The organism is Enterobacter sp. BIDMC 29 (genome assembly GCF_019378755.1).
GTDB lineage: Bacteria > Pseudomonadota > Gammaproteobacteria > Enterobacterales > Enterobacteriaceae > Enterobacter > Enterobacter ludwigii.
The window spans coordinates 3,671,630-3,686,966 of record NZ_CP080000.1; the positions used below are offsets into that span (position 1 = coordinate 3,671,630).

Below are 15,337 nucleotides of genomic sequence, written 5' to 3' on the forward strand. Positions count from 1 at the left end.
TATGTACCAGTTTATACTGGGAAAGATCTCCACCCTGAGCGCAGACCCGCTGGCGTCGACGCTTGCACATATGGCACCTGCGGGTGCACGAAATGCATCCTGGCTGGCGGGGAGAACCCTGCTCGCCAAAACGCTTTCTCCTTCTCCGTTACCCGAGATCGTCTATGGTGAGCAAGGGAAGCCGACCTTCGTGGATGCGCAGCCCTTCTGGTTTAACCTGAGTCACAGCGGCGATAATATCGCGCTGCTGCTGAGCGACGAAGGCGAAGTGGGGTGTGATATCGAAGTTATCCGCCCACGTGAAAACTGGCAGGCGCTGGCTAACGCCGTCTTCAGCGTGGCGGAACATGCGGAGCTGGAGCGCGAAGACCCGGAGACAAAGCTTTCTGCTTTCTGGGGGATCTGGACGCGTAAAGAGGCCATCGTGAAGCAGCGAGGCGGCAGCGCCTGGCAGATTGTCAGCATCGACAGCACGTCGCAGACGCATTCGGTAAGCCAGCTCCAGTTCGGCTCGCTCAGTCTTGCTGTCTGCACCTCAACGCCTTATACCCTTACCGCCGGGACGATTGCTCACCACGGGATGTCCGTGGCATAAAAATCACCAGCACGCCGAGAATAATCATCCCGACCCCCGCCAGCCCGTGCCAGGAAAAGTGTTCGTTCCAGCCGGGCAACAAAATGGCCGCGGCCCACACCAGAATGTAACTGAGGCTCAGCAAGGCATACGCTTTGCTGAGCGCCATGCGATGCAAAGCCAGATACCAGCAGCCCATCGAGGCCACATACCCCATGAGTCCCAGCAGCAGCGCGCCAGTACCGGATGAGAAGTGCCAGAGCGCGGAGACAAACGCATAAAGCTCGCTGACTGGCGGCAGAGCCTGCATGGCATAGCGCAGCAGCAGTTGCGCCGCGCTGACCAGCATTACGCTGCATAACGCCCAGAACGTTCCTCTCACAGGCTTCCTCCGAGGATAACAATGCCGATGATGATGAACCCGACGCCCAGCCAGTGATGCAACGCGACTTTTTCATGCCAGAATGCTTTTGCCGCCAGGGTCACCCAGACAAAATTGAGGCTCAGCATAGGGTAGGCAACGCCGACAGGCAGGCGCTGCAGGACCACCAGCCAGACCAGCATGCCGCTGCCCAGTGCCAGCAATGCCAGGCCCAGCCACAGCATAATATGCGCGCCACGCCGCCCGGTTTTCGCCGGACGGGTGGCCTGCTTCTGACACAACTGCCCTGCGCAGGTCAGCAGGCTTGCCAGTATCAACCAGAGCCAGGTCGTCATTGCGGTAAATACTGCAGCCAGGCCAGACGGCCCTGAATATACAGGCTGTCCGGTTCTGGCAGATGAGCCCGCTTAATATCGTCGTGTTTTGACAACAGGATCACCAGTGACACGCCCCCCTGCTGGCGATGCGTTGCCAGCCACTGCGCAAAATTATCTTTCTCGACAAACCGGTCTTTCACATCCGGGTACGCTAGCCCGTAGCTCAGCTCGCCGCTCTGACCAAACAGAATGATGTCATTACGCTTAAGCTCCCACGCCAGCCCGGAGGCCACACCAACATTGTTCGCCAGCACAAACCGGCTGCTCTGAAGCGGGTCACGGATGGTATCCACCAGCGACTGCGGCTGTTTGGAATCTACCACCAGGTTAGGAATGGCAAACCCAATCAGCAGCGCCACGCCAGCAGGACACAACGCCGCCAGCCACCAGCGCTGCGCGCTTTGCCGCACGGTAAACCAGCCGACAGCCGCCCAGACGAGAAACGCCAGCACCGCGCAGAAGACTTTATACAGCTCAACGGATGTCCAGACCGGATGCTTAGCAACCCCCCACGGTGAGACCACCAGCGCCGCTACTACGCCAATCACACCAAACGCCAGGTTAATCCCGCCGTTAATGCGTAACGCTCTGGCCCCTTTGTCCGCCGCGATGCAGGCATAGCGCGCCATCAGAATAGCCAGCGGAGCAAAACACGGCAGGATGTAGGTTGGCAGTTTGCCTTTGGCAATGCTGAAGAACAGCAGCGGCATCACGACCCACCCAAGCAGATAAAAGCCACCGCCCGTGTTGTCTCTTTCGCGCCAGCCCAGCCGAAACGCGCCGGGCAACAGCGCCAGCCACGGCAGACTGCCGGCCAGCAGGAACGGCAGGTAGTACCAGAACGGCGCTTTGTGCTGGGCATCGCTCTGGGCAAAGCGCTGAATATGCTCAACCCAGAAGAAGTAGCGCCAGAAATCAGGCTCTCGGTGCGCAATGGCCAGCGCCCAGGGCAGGACGATCAGCACACAGCTCACGATGGCCAGCCAGCCAAAGATCAGCACCTCTTTCCAGCGCTTCTGCGCAATCACCCACGGCAGCACGCCTATCACCGGCACCGCCAGCGCCAGGAATCCTTTGGTCATCACCCCCATGCCGCAGGCAAGCCCGAGCAGCACGTAGCCACCCGCTTTTCCGGCCACGGTTTCAGCCTGCGAGGCCAGCCAGAAGCTGCACATAGCGGCCACCAGCCACAGGGTAATGATGGGATCCAGCACGGCGTACGTACCAATGCCATACACCAGGAACAGGGTCAGGAAGATAAGGCCGGAGAAAATGGCAACGCGCTTATCCCGCCACAGGCGCCACGCCATCCAGATCACCAGCAGAGCCGTCAACCCGGTTGAGAATATGGCGCCGGCGCGCACGGCAAAGTTAGTATGCCCAAACAGCAGTTGCCCGATACTGTTGATCCAGTAGCCCGCAATCGGCTTTTCAAAGTAACGCAGCCCCAGAAAATGCGGGACAATCCAGTCTCCAGACGCCAGCATTTCGCGGCTGATTTCCGCATAGCGCGTTTCATCAGGCTGCCACAGCAGGCGGATATCGATCGGAATGAGGTAGTAAACGATAAACAGTGCGAGAAGCGCTAAGCCATAACGGGCTGCTTTCATGATACCGGACTCACGGTTTGTTGATAGCCAAGCCAGCCTTCCCGGCCAGCCAGTTCATTACGCACAATTTTGCCCACGGGCAGGACGCTAAGATCCTCTGGCAGCAATTCGCTCAATGGACAAAACTGAATGCCCTCCTGAGCGGCCATCGTCAACAGTGCATCGAAATCATGCTGATACGCAATCCCTTCCACTTCCGCGTGGATGGTATAGACGGGCGTACCGGTATCGCGATGAATGCAGTCCAGAATATAGCGATTGAACCCTCCGGCACTGACCTCGCGCCCAACCACTTCATCCCAGGTGGGAAGCGTGACCGGGATTTGCACCGTCCCCAGGCGATTCTCCCCGATGAGCGGCAAAAAAGGCCCGGTGCCGCGGCAATCGCTGTTGTAGCGAAACGCGAAGGGTTCTTTGGCTTTCACCACGCGTTGGTCGGCACGCCATCCCGCCACGGCGGAGCAGCGAATCGTCTGACCGGTGATGGCCTCCAGCTCCAGCATGCCGCGCTCAACTTCACGCGACAGGCGTGGAATATCCCAGACGCCAGCCCAGGCCTGCCAGGCATGGTGATCCCAGGCATGCAGTCCAACCTCATGGTGCTGTGCCGCGTCGCGGATAACGGCTTCATTACCCGCGCCAATGCGCCTGCCTGGCCATGCGGTTCCGGCCAGCAAAATATCCCAGCCGTAGAGAGAGGCTGCGCGTGAGCGCAGCATTTTGAACAGAAATGCCGGTTTAACCAGACGCCATAAATGACGTCCCATATTGTCAGGCCCCACGCTGAAGAAAATGGATGAGCGCACGTTGTGCTTGCTCAGCAGTTCCAGCAGTTTGGGTACGCCGTCACGCGTCCCCCTGAAGGTGTCGACATCAATGCGTAAACCGACTTTTCTCATGAGACCTGTTCCGACAGCTCCACGGTGCGCAGGAAGAAATCGAGCGTTTCATCAATGGTCTGATCCATCTTCACCGTCGGTGTCCAGTTCAGGCAGCGTTTCGCATTACGAATGCTCGGTTTACGGTGCTCAACGTCCTGATAACCTTTACCGTAGTAGCTGCTGCTTTCCACTTCACGGAAACCGGCAAACGGCGGGAAGCGATCGCGCAGCGGATGACGTTCAAAGCTTGCCAGCAGCATCTCAGCCAGCTCGCGAATGCTCGCTTCGTTATCCGGATTACCGATGTTGATGATCTCTCCGTTGCAGCGACCCTCTTTGTTTTCGATGATGCGGAACAGCGCCTCGATACCGTCGCTGATATCCGTAAAGCAGCGTTTTTGTTTACCGCCTTCGATAAGCTTGATGGGCGAGCCTTCCACCAGGTTCAGGATCAGTTGGGTGATGGCACGTGAGCTGCCGATACGCGCCGCGTTAAGGTTATCCAGACGTGGCCCCATCCAGTTAAACGGACGGAACAGCGTAAAGCGCAGACCCGCTTTCTCGCCGTAGGCCCAGATCACGCGGTCGAGCAGCTGCTTGGAGACGGAATAAATCCAGCGCTGTTTGTTGATCGGCCCGACGACCAGGTTAGAAGTGTCTTCGTCGAAGTTTTTGTCAGTACACATGCCGTACACTTCAGAAGTTGACGGGAAGATGATGCGCTTGTCGTATTTCACACAGTCGCGGATGATCTTCAGGTTCTCTTCGAAGTCCAGCTCGAACACGCGCAGCGGGTTACGGGTGTACTCAATCGGCGTGGCAATCGCCACCAGCGGCAGCACCACGTCACATTTTTTAATGTGATATTCAATCCACTCGGAGTGAATGCTGATATCCCCTTCCACAAAGTGGAAACGCGGGTTGTCGAGGAAACGACTGATGGCATCAGCACCGATATCCAGACCATAAATTTCGTAGTTATCGTCTTTCAGCAGACGCTCGGTCAGGTGGTTGCCGATAAAGCCGTTGACGCCGAGGATCAGCACGCGGGTGCGGCGTTTGATGGCCACAACTGGTGCGCTGGTGATCAGTGCGCCAGTGACCAGCCCCAGAGACTGAGCCAGTTGCGCGCCCTGAACGTAAACGCCGTTATCGGTTTGCCCGGTCACGATCTCCAGCGCCTGCTCGCCGCAGCTGACAATCAGCGGGGAAGCCGAGACAACGGTGCCCGGTTTGGCGGCAGGAATGTCGTCGCGTACGCGGGATTTCCAGACGATAAATTTACTTACGCCTGCAAAGCTGTACGCCCCCGGCCAGGGGTCGGTAACGGCACGCACCAGGTTGTGCAACTGACGAGCCGGCTTGTTCCAGTCCAGACGGCCATCTTCTGGCCGGCGACGGCCAAAACAACTCGCCTTGCTCTCATCCTGCGCGGTCTCGCTGAAGGTGCCGTTAAGGATCGTCGGCAACACATCACGTAACAGGCTTTGCGCTACGGTGCAGAGCTTCTGATGAAGCTGCAGCGCAGTTTCATCCGCGTCGATAGCCACGCGCTGCTGCGCGATGATGGCACCGGCATCTGCGCGGTGCACCATACGGTGTAAAGTGACGCCGGTTTCCGTTTCGCCGTTCACCAGCACCCAGTTCAGCGGTGCGCGGCCACGGTAGGCGGGCAGCAAAGAGCCGTGAAGATTAAATGCCCCTTTTGCCGCCAGACTTAAAATCTCATCGCAAATCAGGTTGCGATAATAGAACGAGAAGATGGCATCAGGCGCGAGCGCCCGGATGCGGTCCACCCACAGCGGATGGTTGACATCGTCCGGGGCGTAAACCGGAATACCGCGCTCTGCGGCGATACGCGCCACCGAGCCAAAGAAGTTATTCTCTCCGGCCGTGTCCGGATGCGTGAAGATTGCAGCGATTTCATAGCCCGCTTCCAGCAGGGCCAGCGTGCCCGCACACCCCATATCGTGATAGGCAAAGACAACAGCTTTCATGGGTGAATTTCCTCTTGAGATGCTTTGTGTTCCTGGCGGACAACACGTTGAATAAAGTAGCGCGGACGTGCGCGAACATCGTTATAAATACGGCCAATGTATTCCCCGAGCAGGCCCATCCCGACAAACTGGGCGCCGATGAACATAAACAGCACGGCAAAGAGCATGAAGACCCCTTCCGCCGCCCACTGGGGACCGTAGATCAGGCGGAGTAACACCAGCAGCACAGAGAGCGCGAAGCCGAACACGGCAATGATGCTGCCGAAAACGCTCAACAGGCGCAGCGGCGTGGTGGTCAGGCAGGTGATAAGGTCGTACATCAGGTTGATGAGACGCATAAAGCTGTACTTCGACTCCCCGTGCTCGCGCTCGGCGTGCAGTACCGGGATTTCCGTCGCCTTACGGGCAAAGGTGTTCGCGAGAATGGGAATAAACGTGCTGCGTTCATGGCAGTGCAGCATGGCGTCGACAATATGGCGGCGGTAGGCGCGCAGCATGCAGCCATAATCGCCCATCGCTTTGCCGGTGGTCCGCTGGATCAAACGGTTGATTGTGCGGGAAGCCAGCTTACGGAACAGGCTGTCCTGACGGTTTTGCCGCACCGTGCCGACCACGTCGTACCCTTCATCGGCCTTTGCAACCAGACGCGGGATCTCTTCCGGCGGGTTTTGCAGATCGGCATCAAGCGTAATAATCAGATCGCCCGTCACGTGGCTGAACCCGGCCATAATGGCGGAGTGCTGGCCGTAGTTTCGGTTAAGCAGCACGGCAACAATATGGCTGCCCTGGGCCTGCGCGGCTTCGGTCAGCATCAGCGCGGAATTATCGCTACTGCCATCATCCACCAGCAGTATTTCATAGGCTTTGCCGAGCGTGTCGCAGGCGGCCGTCGTGCGGCTGATCAGTTCGGGCAGGCTCTCCTGTTCGTTGTAAACGGGGATAACCACAGAAACTTTTTGTACAGGCGGTGCGCTGAACATATCAATTTCCTGCAAGCTGATGGAGCGCGGTAATGACGCGGGTTGTGTCGTCATGAGTCATGTCCGGGAAAAGGGGGAGAGAACAAATACGCGCGCTATTCCATTCAGAATTCGGGAGCGATACATCAGGAAAACGCTCGCGGTAGTATTTTTGCGTGTGCGCCGCGCGGAAATGCAGGCCGGTGCCAATGCCTTTTTCCTTCAGGGCTGCCATCAGGTTGTCGCGAGAAATCCCGCAGCGGGCTTCATCCACGCGAATGATGAACAGATGCCAGGCGTGGACGTGCGGCCATGAAGGAATACGCAGCGGCTGGAACGGCGTATCGGCAAGCTCGCGAAGATAGCGTTCAGCAATGTCATGACGTCGTGCGTTGGCCTCTTTCAGTTTGCCCAACTGCACCAGCGCCAGCGCGGCGTTGATATCCGCCAGGTTGTATTTGAAGCCGGGCGTGATAACTTCTGCCTGCGGCGCACGACCGTGCGTCTGGCGGTCGTAGGCATCCACACCCAGGCCGTGGAATTTCAGGCTACGGATCCGCTGCGCCAGTTGCGCATCGTCCGTGACCACTAACCCGCCTTCGGCGCAGGTCATGTTTTTAATGGCGTGGAATGAGAAAATCGCGGTGCCCTGCCAGCCCACGTGACGCGAGTGGTAGTACGTGCCGGCTGCATGCGCCGCATCTTCAATGACTGGGATACCGTGACGTTCCCCGATGGCGCGAATGGCGTCGATGTCACACGGCGCGCCGGCATAATGAACCGGAACAATCGCTTTTGTACGTGGCGTAATGGCGGCGTCGACCGCATCCGGCGTGACCATCAACGTATCCCGGTCCACATCAATCATCACCGGGGTTGCGCCCAGCAGCACAATCATATTCAGTGTGGATACCCAGGTCAGGGAGGGGGTAATCACTTCATCGCCTGGACCAATACCCAGCGCCATCAGCGTGACATGCATTCCCGCGGTCGCTGAGCTGACGGCAATCGCATGTTGATTCCCGGTTAGCTGACAGAATGCCTCTTCAAGCGCCTGATTTTTCGGTCCTGTGGTGATCCAGCCGGAGGTTAATACCTCCTGCAACGCCGCTAATTCCTCGCTACCCATGGACGGCCGGGAAAAAGGCAAAAAATCACTCATCATTAATTTCCTTGAAATAAGAATGGCACGCTTTTGATATTAACCAAATGCCGGCTCGTTTATTTCAACGAACCATAAACTTATATCAAGGTAGCTAACATTTCTTAGGGAAAAATTAAGAAAGACATTCCATTCACTTTACCCAGCCATTAACCACTTGAAATACAAATAGTTAAATTATTATGAATTATTTATTGTGTGATCAAACTCGACCTTTGCCTGCAATTTTTTAAACCTAACATCAACAAACAAAAAAAATCCCGGCTATATCTTTTAAAAGAAGAAATAGCCGGGAACTTTTCTTTTTAGTTAATTGTCGCGCTTATTTTAAATTATCAGGAAAGTTTTTTGGTAACTCGCTCGCCGCACAGGCAATAACGCTTTCATTATTCGCGCCACAGTCGCGAACAAAGGTGATCGTCGCAAATTCATCAATGACTTCAGTGGGGTATGCCGGGCCCGCATCACGATACGCATTCATCAATGGAATATGATCGTTCTGGAAGCAGACGGTTTTTTCTGGATTGTTGATCACCCAACGTGGGAAGAAGATGGTGCCGTGGAACAGTTTGTCACCCAGGTTTGCAATCAGGCTCACGTCGGTACCGGTTGGTTCTGTCCAGGAAATTTTATAGATGCTCTCCCCTACACGAACAATATAAGCCTGCTGATCTTTCACCCAACGGTTCGCCACAATCCCGCTGTGAATACGGTAATCAAGGGTGGTTTCGTTTTTGACATAAATCTCGTAGTTCCAGCCATTATCGTAGGTATATACAAGGTGTTTGCCGACGAAGCCGCTTAAGTCATGTTTGTCGAAGGTGTTCATAATGTGTCTCCTTTGTTTTGATGAGACGATCGTACCCCTTCAAAAAATGAATGAATAACGCTATGTTTGAATCAAATTCATCCAAATTTTAGATTAATCATGCATAAGACGACGCTTGAACAATGGTCATTACTGGAAAGAGTGGTCGAGGCAGGCAGCTTTGCCAAAGCAGCGGAAGAGACCAACCGCAGCCAGTCCTCGGTCAGTTATAACCTGTCGCTGCTGCAGGAGCGGCTGGGCGTGGCGCTGCTGGTGCCCGAGGGGCGGCGGGCTGTCTTGACCCCGGCCGGCGAACTCCTGCTCAACCAGGTTAAACCGTTGCTGAAAGCCTTCGCCTATGTTGAGACCCGTGCGGCAAGCCTGCGTAATGGAATGCGCACGCGGTTAGATCTGGTGGTGGACAGCATTTTCCCGCGCCGACGCCTGTTCGCTATTTTGCGTCAGTTCCAGCAGCTGTATCCGCAAACGCAGGTCCGTCTTACCGAAGTACTGGAAAATAGCCGCACCGATGTCATTAATGATGAAGCCGACGTGATGGTGTTAACCCGCCGCCAGGACATAACCGGTCTTGGCGAATGGCTGATGAATATCGACTTTGTTGCCGTGGCGCATCATCAACATCCCCTCTTTAGCCTCGACGCGCCGCTTAACGACGATATGCTGCGCCCGTGGCCGCTCATTCAGATAGCCGACAGCCAGACCGCCGCGCGTGCGGCCGGCGAGTCGTGGACCTTTTCCACCATTGATGCAGCCATAGAGGCGGTGATGTCTCAGGTCGGCTATGGCTGGCTGCCAGAGGAGCGTATTCAGACCCAGCTTGATCTGGGGGTGCTTAAACGCCTGCCGCTTAGCCATGGCGCACGCCGGGCTACGCCGCTGCACCTGATTGTGAAACGCTCCCTCGGCCCGCTGGATGAACAGGTTGAGACCCTGCTGCGCCTTTTTAGCCAGGAGCCGCCATCCTCACCTGCTACGCTTTAAGGTCCGAACGTTAAACACGATAAGGAGCAGATGATGAAGATCGATTTTACGGGGAAAGTCGCGCTGGTGACCGCCTCTACCGGCGGGATCGGGTTCGCCATAGCCCGAGGGCTGGCTGAAAGCGGTGCGGAAGTGATCATCAATGGCCGTAGCACGGAGTCTGTGAATAAAGGTATCCAGCAGCTACAACAGGTTGTGCCTGGGGTGCAGGTACGCGCCGCGATTGCCGACCTCAGCACGGCTGAAGGGGTGGAATCGCTGCTGAACGTGGCGACCCACGTCGACATCCTGGTCAACAATGCCGGCATTTACGGCCAGCAGGATTTTTATGGCACCGACGATGACACCTGGGAGCGTTACTGGCAGACAAACGTAATGTCCGGTGTGCGTATCTCCCGTGCGCTGCTGCCCGGTATGGTGCAGAAAGGCTGGGGACGCGTGGTGTTTATTTCGTCCGAGTCGGCCTGCAATATCCCGGCGGACATGATCCACTATGGTGTGACCAAAACGGCGCAGCTGTCGCTCGCTCGCGGGCTGGCGAAGTTCGTGGCGGGAAGCGGTGTCACAGTGAACAGCGTATTGCCCGGCCCCACCCTTTCAGACGGTTTTGCCGGCATGATGAAAGACGAGATCGAGAGAACCGGCAAATCGCTGGAGGAACTGGCGAAAGAGTTTGTGATGACTCACCGCCCGAGCTCGGTTATCCAGCGTGCCGCGACGGTGGAAGAAGTCGCCAATATGGTGGTGTATGTCTGCTCGCCCCAGGCCTCCGCCACCTCGGGCGCGGCACTGCGCGTCGATGGCGGCGTGGTGGATGACATCATCTGATCCCTCAGACAGAACGGTCTGTGACACGTCGGGCAGTAATATAGTGCGCCTGCCAGTAGTCATCAGTCAGGGTTGAAACGGTTACGCCCTGGCTGCGTGAGGCATGAATAAACTGGCTATTGCCGATGTACACGCCCACGTGCTTTCGGTCTGGACCGGTCTGAAAGAAGACCAAATCCCCCGCCTTCAGACGGTATTGCGCCACCTTCACGCCGCGATGGATCTGTTCGCCCGTCGTGCGCGGCAGATTAAGGTGCGCCGCATCGCTGAACAGATGCTGCATCAGCGCGGAGCAGTCAACGCCCCGATGTGTGGTCCCGCCCCACTGATAGTGGGTGCCTTTCCACTTCTGGTATTGATCAAGGATCCGGGTACGCAGTGGTCCTGTTTCCTGGTGCAGCAGCGCGGATTTTGCCGGAGAAAGGGCGAGCTCGCGGTTCATTGACAGCATCGACGCCGGCAGTTGAAAACTCAATGCCGAAAACGAAGCCAGACTTAACGAGAGGATTGAAATAAGCGATCTAAACGTCATATCAAAATAGATTCAGTGAGTGAATATTTTCCTTACCGGTGGGGGCCAACGTTCCCCCGAAATAGCGCTCAATGTGGCGATAATATAGACAGCTCGCTTTTCAACCAATTATTATTGAGACCAAAAATGGACTCACTTTCCGATCGCAAGATCGCGAAAAAAATGCTCAAGACAGAAGGACAGACAGGGTAAAGCAGGTAAACTAATCAACAGAATGTGTATTTTAGCTAAGACGTATTTATGACCAATATGATTGCCGACGAGGCCGTGGCCAAATCCAACGTGCTCTCCGTCTTCGACTTTGATGGAACACTGACGCACCACGACAGCTTTATCCCTTTCCTGCGTTTTGCCTTTGGTAAACGTTACTTCGCGGGCCGCCTGGTGCGTATGGCCTTACCCACGCTCCACTGCGTGCGTCGTAAGCTGACGCGCGATGAGCTGAAGGAAGTGCTGATTAAAACGTTCCTGACGGGCGTGGATGAACACTGGCTACGCCAGAAGGCGGAAGCGTTTTGCGAAAAATACTGGGACAAGCTGATGCGCCCTGCCGGCGTACTGGCCGTCGCCGCAGAGGTGAATTCCGGTGCGGAAGTGACCATCTGCTCCGCCTCTCCGGCGCTGGTGCTCCAGCCATGGGCTGACAAGCTAGGGATTAAGCTGATTGGCACACAGCTGGAAGTGAAAGACGGCAAGCTGACCGGACGTATCACCGGCAACAACTGCCGCTGTGCCCAGAAGGTGGCGAGGCTGGAAAAAGTGTATGGCGATCTGAATAGCTACCACCTGCGCGCGTGGGGCGATACCCGCGGTGACCATGAACTGCTGGCGGCGGCGCAGGATGCACACTGGCGGCACTTCCATCCACCGCGCAAGCGTCGACATTCACCGATTAAGTGTTAGACACTGTCTACCCGAAAACGGCAACCAAAGGTTGCCGTTTTGCTTTTAATGGGCTTCTTTCTTACCCGGGAACATCACGCTGGTGATAATCCCCAGCGCCAGCACGCCAAGCACCACAAACAGGCTTGCCGTGGCACCAATGCTGTAACCGTGGTGCCAGAAGTGATCGGTGGCATTTAATCCGAGCTTGAACGCCACGAAGAACAGCAGCAGCACGACCGCTTTCTCCAGATGCACCAGATACTGCTTCAGCGCTTCCAGCACGAAGTAGAGCGTACGCAAGCCGAGGATGGCAAACATCATTGCGCTGTAAATAATAAGCGGCTCACGGCTGACGGCAATAATGGCCGGCACGGAGTCAAACGCGAACATCACATCAGAGAGTTCCACGACCGCCACGCAAAGCAACAGCGGCGTTGCGTAGCGTTTCGCCTTCTTCACGCGTCCAACCGTTACGTCCTGGTTTTCAGGTTTCTCCAGCTCCGCGTCCACCTCTTTCTGGGTCAGAATAAAGGCATTGCTGCTGATTTTAGGCCAGACAGGATAGAAGCGTTTCACCAGACGGTAAGCCAGATGGCCGGAGTAATCTTCAAACTCGTCACTCTCTTCATTGCGTCTGAGCATCATCACCGCCGTCCAGCCGACGACCAGCGCGAAGATAACCTCGACGTAAGGCCCCAGACTTAACAAGCTGGTACCAATGGCCACAAAGATACCGCGGAAAACAATCGCCCCGAGCACGCCCCAGTAGAGGACACGGTGACGATATTTATCCGGCACGCCGAACCAGGCAAAAATCGCCATCATCACAAACAGGTTATCGACGGAGAGCACCTCTTCCAGCGCGTAACCGGTGAGGAACAGGCTTGCCATCTCTGCGCCGTGGTGAACATACAGGAACCCGGCGAAAGCCATGGCCATCATGACCCAGAAGAGGGACCACATGGCAGCGCTTTTCAGCGAGATCGGTTTATCGTGACGGTGCATAAAGAGGTCGATAAACATCGCCCCGACGGCCATCACTACAAAGACAACAACGGTTTCAGTCGGGAAACCGAGATGAGCAGCAGACATACACAACCCTTTTGGCAGACAAAACACAACACCATGCAAACTGGCGTAAACCAGGAACGGAAAGGGGCAGGCTGTTTACCAGCCTTTAACCCTTAAAGCCGCGGCTTTTCAGGCCCGGCAAAGAGAGGTACTTTACCGCACTCCATGGGGTCGCGCATCTGCCGTTTAGGCGCTCATGCCGCGCAAACGCTGCAGTACGGCCACCAGAACCGCCACTGACCAGCCCACCATCAAGGCGCCGACCAGGCCTTCCACGCCCCCAATCAGCCGCCAGTGCTGAGGCAACGTGACATCGCCGTATCCCACCGTGGCGTAACTGACCAGCGAAAAGTAGAAGCTGGTGTTCCAGTCGTTAAATGCATCAATAACAAAATAAAACCCGGCGAACAGACCGGCTTCAAGAAGATGGGCGAAGATCATGGAGATAACGATCCCGACATTACGCAAAACCACACGCACCGCAGAGTCGACCTCTAAATTAATGAATTTTAAAACGCAAAACATCCACAGCGAATGGATGACCACCGTAAGGGTAAGCAAAATAATGATGCTGAGTAGCTGCATGAAAGGTGCTCTGACCGGGAAGAAAAATGACCCCGCGAACGCAGCGGGGCACCTGGAGTTGTCTGGCCTGGTCGAAGCTTAGTGGATCGGAGGAAAAAAGTTGGTGCAATAATTGCGCTGCGTGATTATCACCCTTATAGAGTCTCCTCTTTGCGGCTGGTTCGACTGCTGTGAGCGATATATCTGGAGCGCGCTATCTGTGAGTCACCTCTTATTTACATCATTTAAACCTTCCATTAACTGGATAAAAAGAACGCGCCGTCGCTATAGTGGTTTTGTTTAATAAAACTCAGTTGTACCTAATAAAACAAAGAACATACCCTGCGAGGACACAATGACAGAACATTTACGTAACGGTGCTACCGCCACCGAGGACATAGAAAGAGAGACGATGCGGAAGGTGATCTGGCGTATTCTCCCGTTTCTGATTGTCAGTTACCTGGTCTCCATTATCGATCGTGGGAATATCGGCATGGCTTCGCTGCAGATGAATGAGGACCTTGGCCTCAGCAAAGCTGCATTTGGCTTCGCCAGCAGTCTTTATTTCGTGGCCTATTTTCTGTTTGAAGTACCCAGCAACCTGGCCATGCAGAAAGTCGGCGCCCGGCTGTGGATCCCGCGCATTATGATCAGTTGGGGCATCGTCTCCATGTGTATGTCCCTGGTGCAGAACACCACGTCGCTCTATATCGTCCGTTTTCTTCTCGGTGCTGCAGAGGCGGGCTTCTTCCCGGGCGTCGTGCTGTATCTGACCTGGTGGATCCCGTCCCGCTACCGCGCACGCATTATTGCTTCCTTTATGGTCGCCATCCCGCTCGCTAACTTCATTGGCTCCCCGCTTTCCGGGTTGATACTGTCACTGGATGGCTGGCTGGGTCTTCGCGGCTGGCATCTGCTGTTCATTATTGAAGGCTTGCCGGCGGTGCTGCTGGGTATTGCAGCCTGGTTTATTCTCCGGGATCGCCCTCATCAGGCGAGCTGGCTTAGCAGTGAACAGAAACAATGGCTGGAAACCACGCTGGAAACCGAGCGCAATCAGCAAAAGAATATCGGACACCAGACCACCTGGCAGTTGTTAAAGCATCGCCAAATCTGGCTGATGGCGCTGATTTACGCGGGTGCATCGTCCGCGGGTACCACCATCAGCGTCTGGTCTCCTCAACTGCTGAAATCCTTCCATCTCGATAATCTTGAGACAGGTCTGCTTAACGCCATTCCTTACGGTCTGGCATCTGTTCTCATGATTGTATGGGGACGGAATTCCGATCGTACCAACGAACGCCGCTGGCATACCGCACTCACGCTATTCATAATTGCCGCCGGCGTGTTCGCCGCCTTTGTGAGCGTTTCGCTGTCTGCCACGATCGTTATCCTCAGCATTATGCTGATAGGCGCCTATTCAATGAAAGGGCCTTTCTGGGCGCTGGCGTCCGGTTGGATGAGCAGTACTTCAGCGGCGGCGGGACTGGCCGCGATTGGCGCCATCGCAAACCTGATAGGCGGGGCGGTGATGGTAAACGCGTACGGCATTATCAATGAGCGGACGGGCAGCTACACGCTGGCGATGCTTCCGCTGGCCGCGCTGTGCGTGGCCGGGGGGATAGCGGTGCTCATTATGGGCCGACAGGCCCGCAACGCTCAGCTACACGAAAAACAGGTCACGCATTAGCGTTGACAGAAGCGG

Annotated in this window: 16 protein-coding genes; 5 read left to right on the forward strand and 11 right to left on the reverse strand. The window is 55.8% G+C overall.

Translation table 11 applies throughout. The annotated features are described in order from the left end of the window. Position 1 precedes the first annotated feature (1 nt). Positions 2-595: a 4'-phosphopantetheinyl transferase AcpT gene (acpT, locus tag JTA15_RS16395; RefSeq protein ID WP_014172047.1), complete on the forward strand. Its 594-nt coding sequence runs from the start codon at positions 2-4 to the stop codon at positions 593-595. Here the strand turns inward: acpT and arnF are convergent. The 8 genes from arnF to JTA15_RS16435 form a co-directional block, all read right to left on the reverse strand. Further along, complete coding sequence (arnF, locus tag JTA15_RS16400) at positions 552-956, reverse strand: 4-amino-4-deoxy-L-arabinose-phosphoundecaprenol flippase subunit ArnF (RefSeq protein ID WP_049021795.1); 405 nt, start codon at positions 954-956, stop codon at positions 552-554. The genes acpT and arnF overlap by 44 nt on opposite strands. Continuing rightward, complete coding sequence (gene arnE, locus JTA15_RS16405) at positions 953-1,291, reverse strand: 4-amino-4-deoxy-L-arabinose-phosphoundecaprenol flippase subunit ArnE (RefSeq protein ID WP_219372502.1); 339 nt, start codon at positions 1,289-1,291, stop codon at positions 953-955. The genes arnF and arnE overlap by 4 nt, the downstream gene beginning before the upstream one ends. Next, the gene (arnT, locus tag JTA15_RS16410; protein WP_063435118.1) at positions 1,288-2,943 is read right to left on the reverse strand and encodes a lipid IV(A) 4-amino-4-deoxy-L-arabinosyltransferase; all 1,656 of its coding nucleotides are present in this window, start codon (positions 2,941-2,943) and stop codon (positions 1,288-1,290) included. Before arnT ends, arnE begins: the two co-directional genes overlap by 4 nt. Beyond that, the gene (gene arnD / locus JTA15_RS16415; protein ID WP_020884517.1) at positions 2,940-3,842 is read right to left on the reverse strand and encodes a 4-deoxy-4-formamido-L-arabinose-phosphoundecaprenol deformylase; all 903 of its coding nucleotides are present in this window, start codon (positions 3,840-3,842) and stop codon (positions 2,940-2,942) included. The genes arnT and arnD overlap by 4 nt, the downstream gene beginning before the upstream one ends. Then, positions 3,839-5,821, reverse strand: coding sequence for a bifunctional UDP-4-amino-4-deoxy-L-arabinose formyltransferase/UDP-glucuronic acid oxidase ArnA (arnA, locus tag JTA15_RS16420; RefSeq protein WP_219372503.1), 1,983 nt, complete (start codon positions 5,819-5,821; stop codon positions 3,839-3,841). Before arnA ends, arnD begins: the two co-directional genes overlap by 4 nt. Beyond that, positions 5,818-6,801, reverse strand: a complete 984-nt coding sequence (gene arnC / locus JTA15_RS16425) for an undecaprenyl-phosphate 4-deoxy-4-formamido-L-arabinose transferase (protein ID WP_219373262.1) — start codon at positions 6,799-6,801, stop codon at positions 5,818-5,820. The genes arnA and arnC overlap by 4 nt, the downstream gene beginning before the upstream one ends. 1 nt (position 6,802) lies before the next feature. Next, a complete protein-coding gene (arnB, locus tag JTA15_RS16430) occupies positions 6,803-7,942 on the reverse strand; it encodes a UDP-4-amino-4-deoxy-L-arabinose aminotransferase (RefSeq protein WP_041162895.1) in 1,140 nt (379 codons plus the stop codon). A gap of 322 nt (positions 7,943-8,264) precedes the next feature. After that, positions 8,265-8,771, reverse strand: coding sequence for a phenolic acid decarboxylase (locus tag JTA15_RS16435; RefSeq protein WP_020884514.1), 507 nt, complete (start codon positions 8,769-8,771; stop codon positions 8,265-8,267). A gap of 99 nt (positions 8,772-8,870) precedes the next feature. On the opposite strand from JTA15_RS16435, the gene JTA15_RS16440 reads away from it, so the two are divergent. Both JTA15_RS16440 and JTA15_RS16445 read left to right on the forward strand, forming a co-directional pair. Further along, the gene (locus JTA15_RS16440; protein ID WP_020884513.1) at positions 8,871-9,752 is read left to right on the forward strand and encodes a LysR family transcriptional regulator; all 882 of its coding nucleotides are present in this window, start codon (positions 8,871-8,873) and stop codon (positions 9,750-9,752) included. A 33-nt stretch (positions 9,753-9,785) separates the two neighbouring features. Next, positions 9,786-10,580 carry an SDR family NAD(P)-dependent oxidoreductase gene (locus JTA15_RS16445; RefSeq protein WP_025202822.1) on the forward strand — a complete coding sequence of 265 codons (795 nt, stop codon included), beginning with the start codon at positions 9,786-9,788 and terminating at the stop codon, positions 10,578-10,580. A gap of 4 nt (positions 10,581-10,584) precedes the next feature. On the opposite strand, the gene JTA15_RS16450 is transcribed toward JTA15_RS16445, so the two are convergent. Further along, positions 10,585-11,112: an NlpC/P60 family protein gene (locus JTA15_RS16450; RefSeq protein WP_219372504.1), complete on the reverse strand. Its 528-nt coding sequence runs from the start codon at positions 11,110-11,112 to the stop codon at positions 10,585-10,587. Between the two features lie 240 nt (positions 11,113-11,352). On the opposite strand from JTA15_RS16450, the gene JTA15_RS16455 reads away from it, so the two are divergent. After that, positions 11,353-12,015 carry an HAD family hydrolase gene (locus JTA15_RS16455; protein ID WP_080337456.1) on the forward strand — a complete coding sequence of 221 codons (663 nt, stop codon included), beginning with the start codon at positions 11,353-11,355 and terminating at the stop codon, positions 12,013-12,015. Positions 12,016-12,060: 45 nt separating this feature from the next. Here the strand turns inward: JTA15_RS16455 and JTA15_RS16460 are convergent, their stop codons facing one another. Next, positions 12,061-13,089, reverse strand: coding sequence for a TerC/Alx family metal homeostasis membrane protein (locus JTA15_RS16460; RefSeq protein ID WP_219372505.1), 1,029 nt, complete (start codon positions 13,087-13,089; stop codon positions 12,061-12,063). Between the two features lie 165 nt (positions 13,090-13,254). Then, the gene (locus JTA15_RS16465) at positions 13,255-13,653 is read right to left on the reverse strand and encodes a potassium channel family protein (protein WP_020884509.1); all 399 of its coding nucleotides are present in this window, start codon (positions 13,651-13,653) and stop codon (positions 13,255-13,257) included. Positions 13,654-13,987: 334 nt separating this feature from the next. On the opposite strand from JTA15_RS16465, the gene JTA15_RS16470 reads away from it, so the two are divergent. Continuing rightward, positions 13,988-15,322 (forward strand): MFS transporter, encoded by a 1,335-nt coding sequence (locus JTA15_RS16470; protein WP_014172063.1) that lies wholly within the window; start codon positions 13,988-13,990, stop codon positions 15,320-15,322. Positions 15,323-15,337 lie beyond the last annotated feature (15 nt).

What these genes read in the sequence shown, in the direction of transcription:
- arnC (WP_219373262.1), bottom strand. Translation starts at nt 6,801, where the DNA reads ATGTTCAGCGCACCGCCTGTACAAAAAGTTTCTGTGGTTATCCCCGTT.
- acpT (WP_014172047.1), top strand. Translation starts at nt 2, where the DNA reads ATGTACCAGTTTATACTGGGAAAGATCTCCACCCTGAGCGCAGACCCG.
- JTA15_RS16445 (WP_025202822.1), top strand. Translation starts at nt 9,786, where the DNA reads ATGAAGATCGATTTTACGGGGAAAGTCGCGCTGGTGACCGCCTCTACC.
- arnE (WP_219372502.1), bottom strand. Translation starts at nt 1,291, where the DNA reads ATGACGACCTGGCTCTGGTTGATACTGGCAAGCCTGCTGACCTGCGCA.
- JTA15_RS16465 (WP_020884509.1), bottom strand. Translation starts at nt 13,653, where the DNA reads ATGCAGCTACTCAGCATCATTATTTTGCTTACCCTTACGGTGGTCATC.
- JTA15_RS16440 (WP_020884513.1), top strand. Translation starts at nt 8,871, where the DNA reads ATGCATAAGACGACGCTTGAACAATGGTCATTACTGGAAAGAGTGGTC.
- arnA (WP_219372503.1), bottom strand. Translation starts at nt 5,821, where the DNA reads ATGAAAGCTGTTGTCTTTGCCTATCACGATATGGGGTGTGCGGGCACG.
- JTA15_RS16470 (WP_014172063.1), top strand. Translation starts at nt 13,988, where the DNA reads ATGACAGAACATTTACGTAACGGTGCTACCGCCACCGAGGACATAGAA.
- arnT (WP_063435118.1), bottom strand. Translation starts at nt 2,943, where the DNA reads ATGAAAGCAGCCCGTTATGGCTTAGCGCTTCTCGCACTGTTTATCGTT.
- arnB (WP_041162895.1), bottom strand. Translation starts at nt 7,942, where the DNA reads ATGAGTGATTTTTTGCCTTTTTCCCGGCCGTCCATGGGTAGCGAGGAA.
- JTA15_RS16455 (WP_080337456.1), top strand. Translation starts at nt 11,353, where the DNA reads ATGACCAATATGATTGCCGACGAGGCCGTGGCCAAATCCAACGTGCTC.
- JTA15_RS16460 (WP_219372505.1), bottom strand. Translation starts at nt 13,089, where the DNA reads ATGTCTGCTGCTCATCTCGGTTTCCCGACTGAAACCGTTGTTGTCTTT.
- JTA15_RS16450 (WP_219372504.1), bottom strand. Translation starts at nt 11,112, where the DNA reads ATGACGTTTAGATCGCTTATTTCAATCCTCTCGTTAAGTCTGGCTTCG.
- JTA15_RS16435 (WP_020884514.1), bottom strand. Translation starts at nt 8,771, where the DNA reads ATGAACACCTTCGACAAACATGACTTAAGCGGCTTCGTCGGCAAACAC.
- arnD (WP_020884517.1), bottom strand. Translation starts at nt 3,842, where the DNA reads ATGAGAAAAGTCGGTTTACGCATTGATGTCGACACCTTCAGGGGGACG.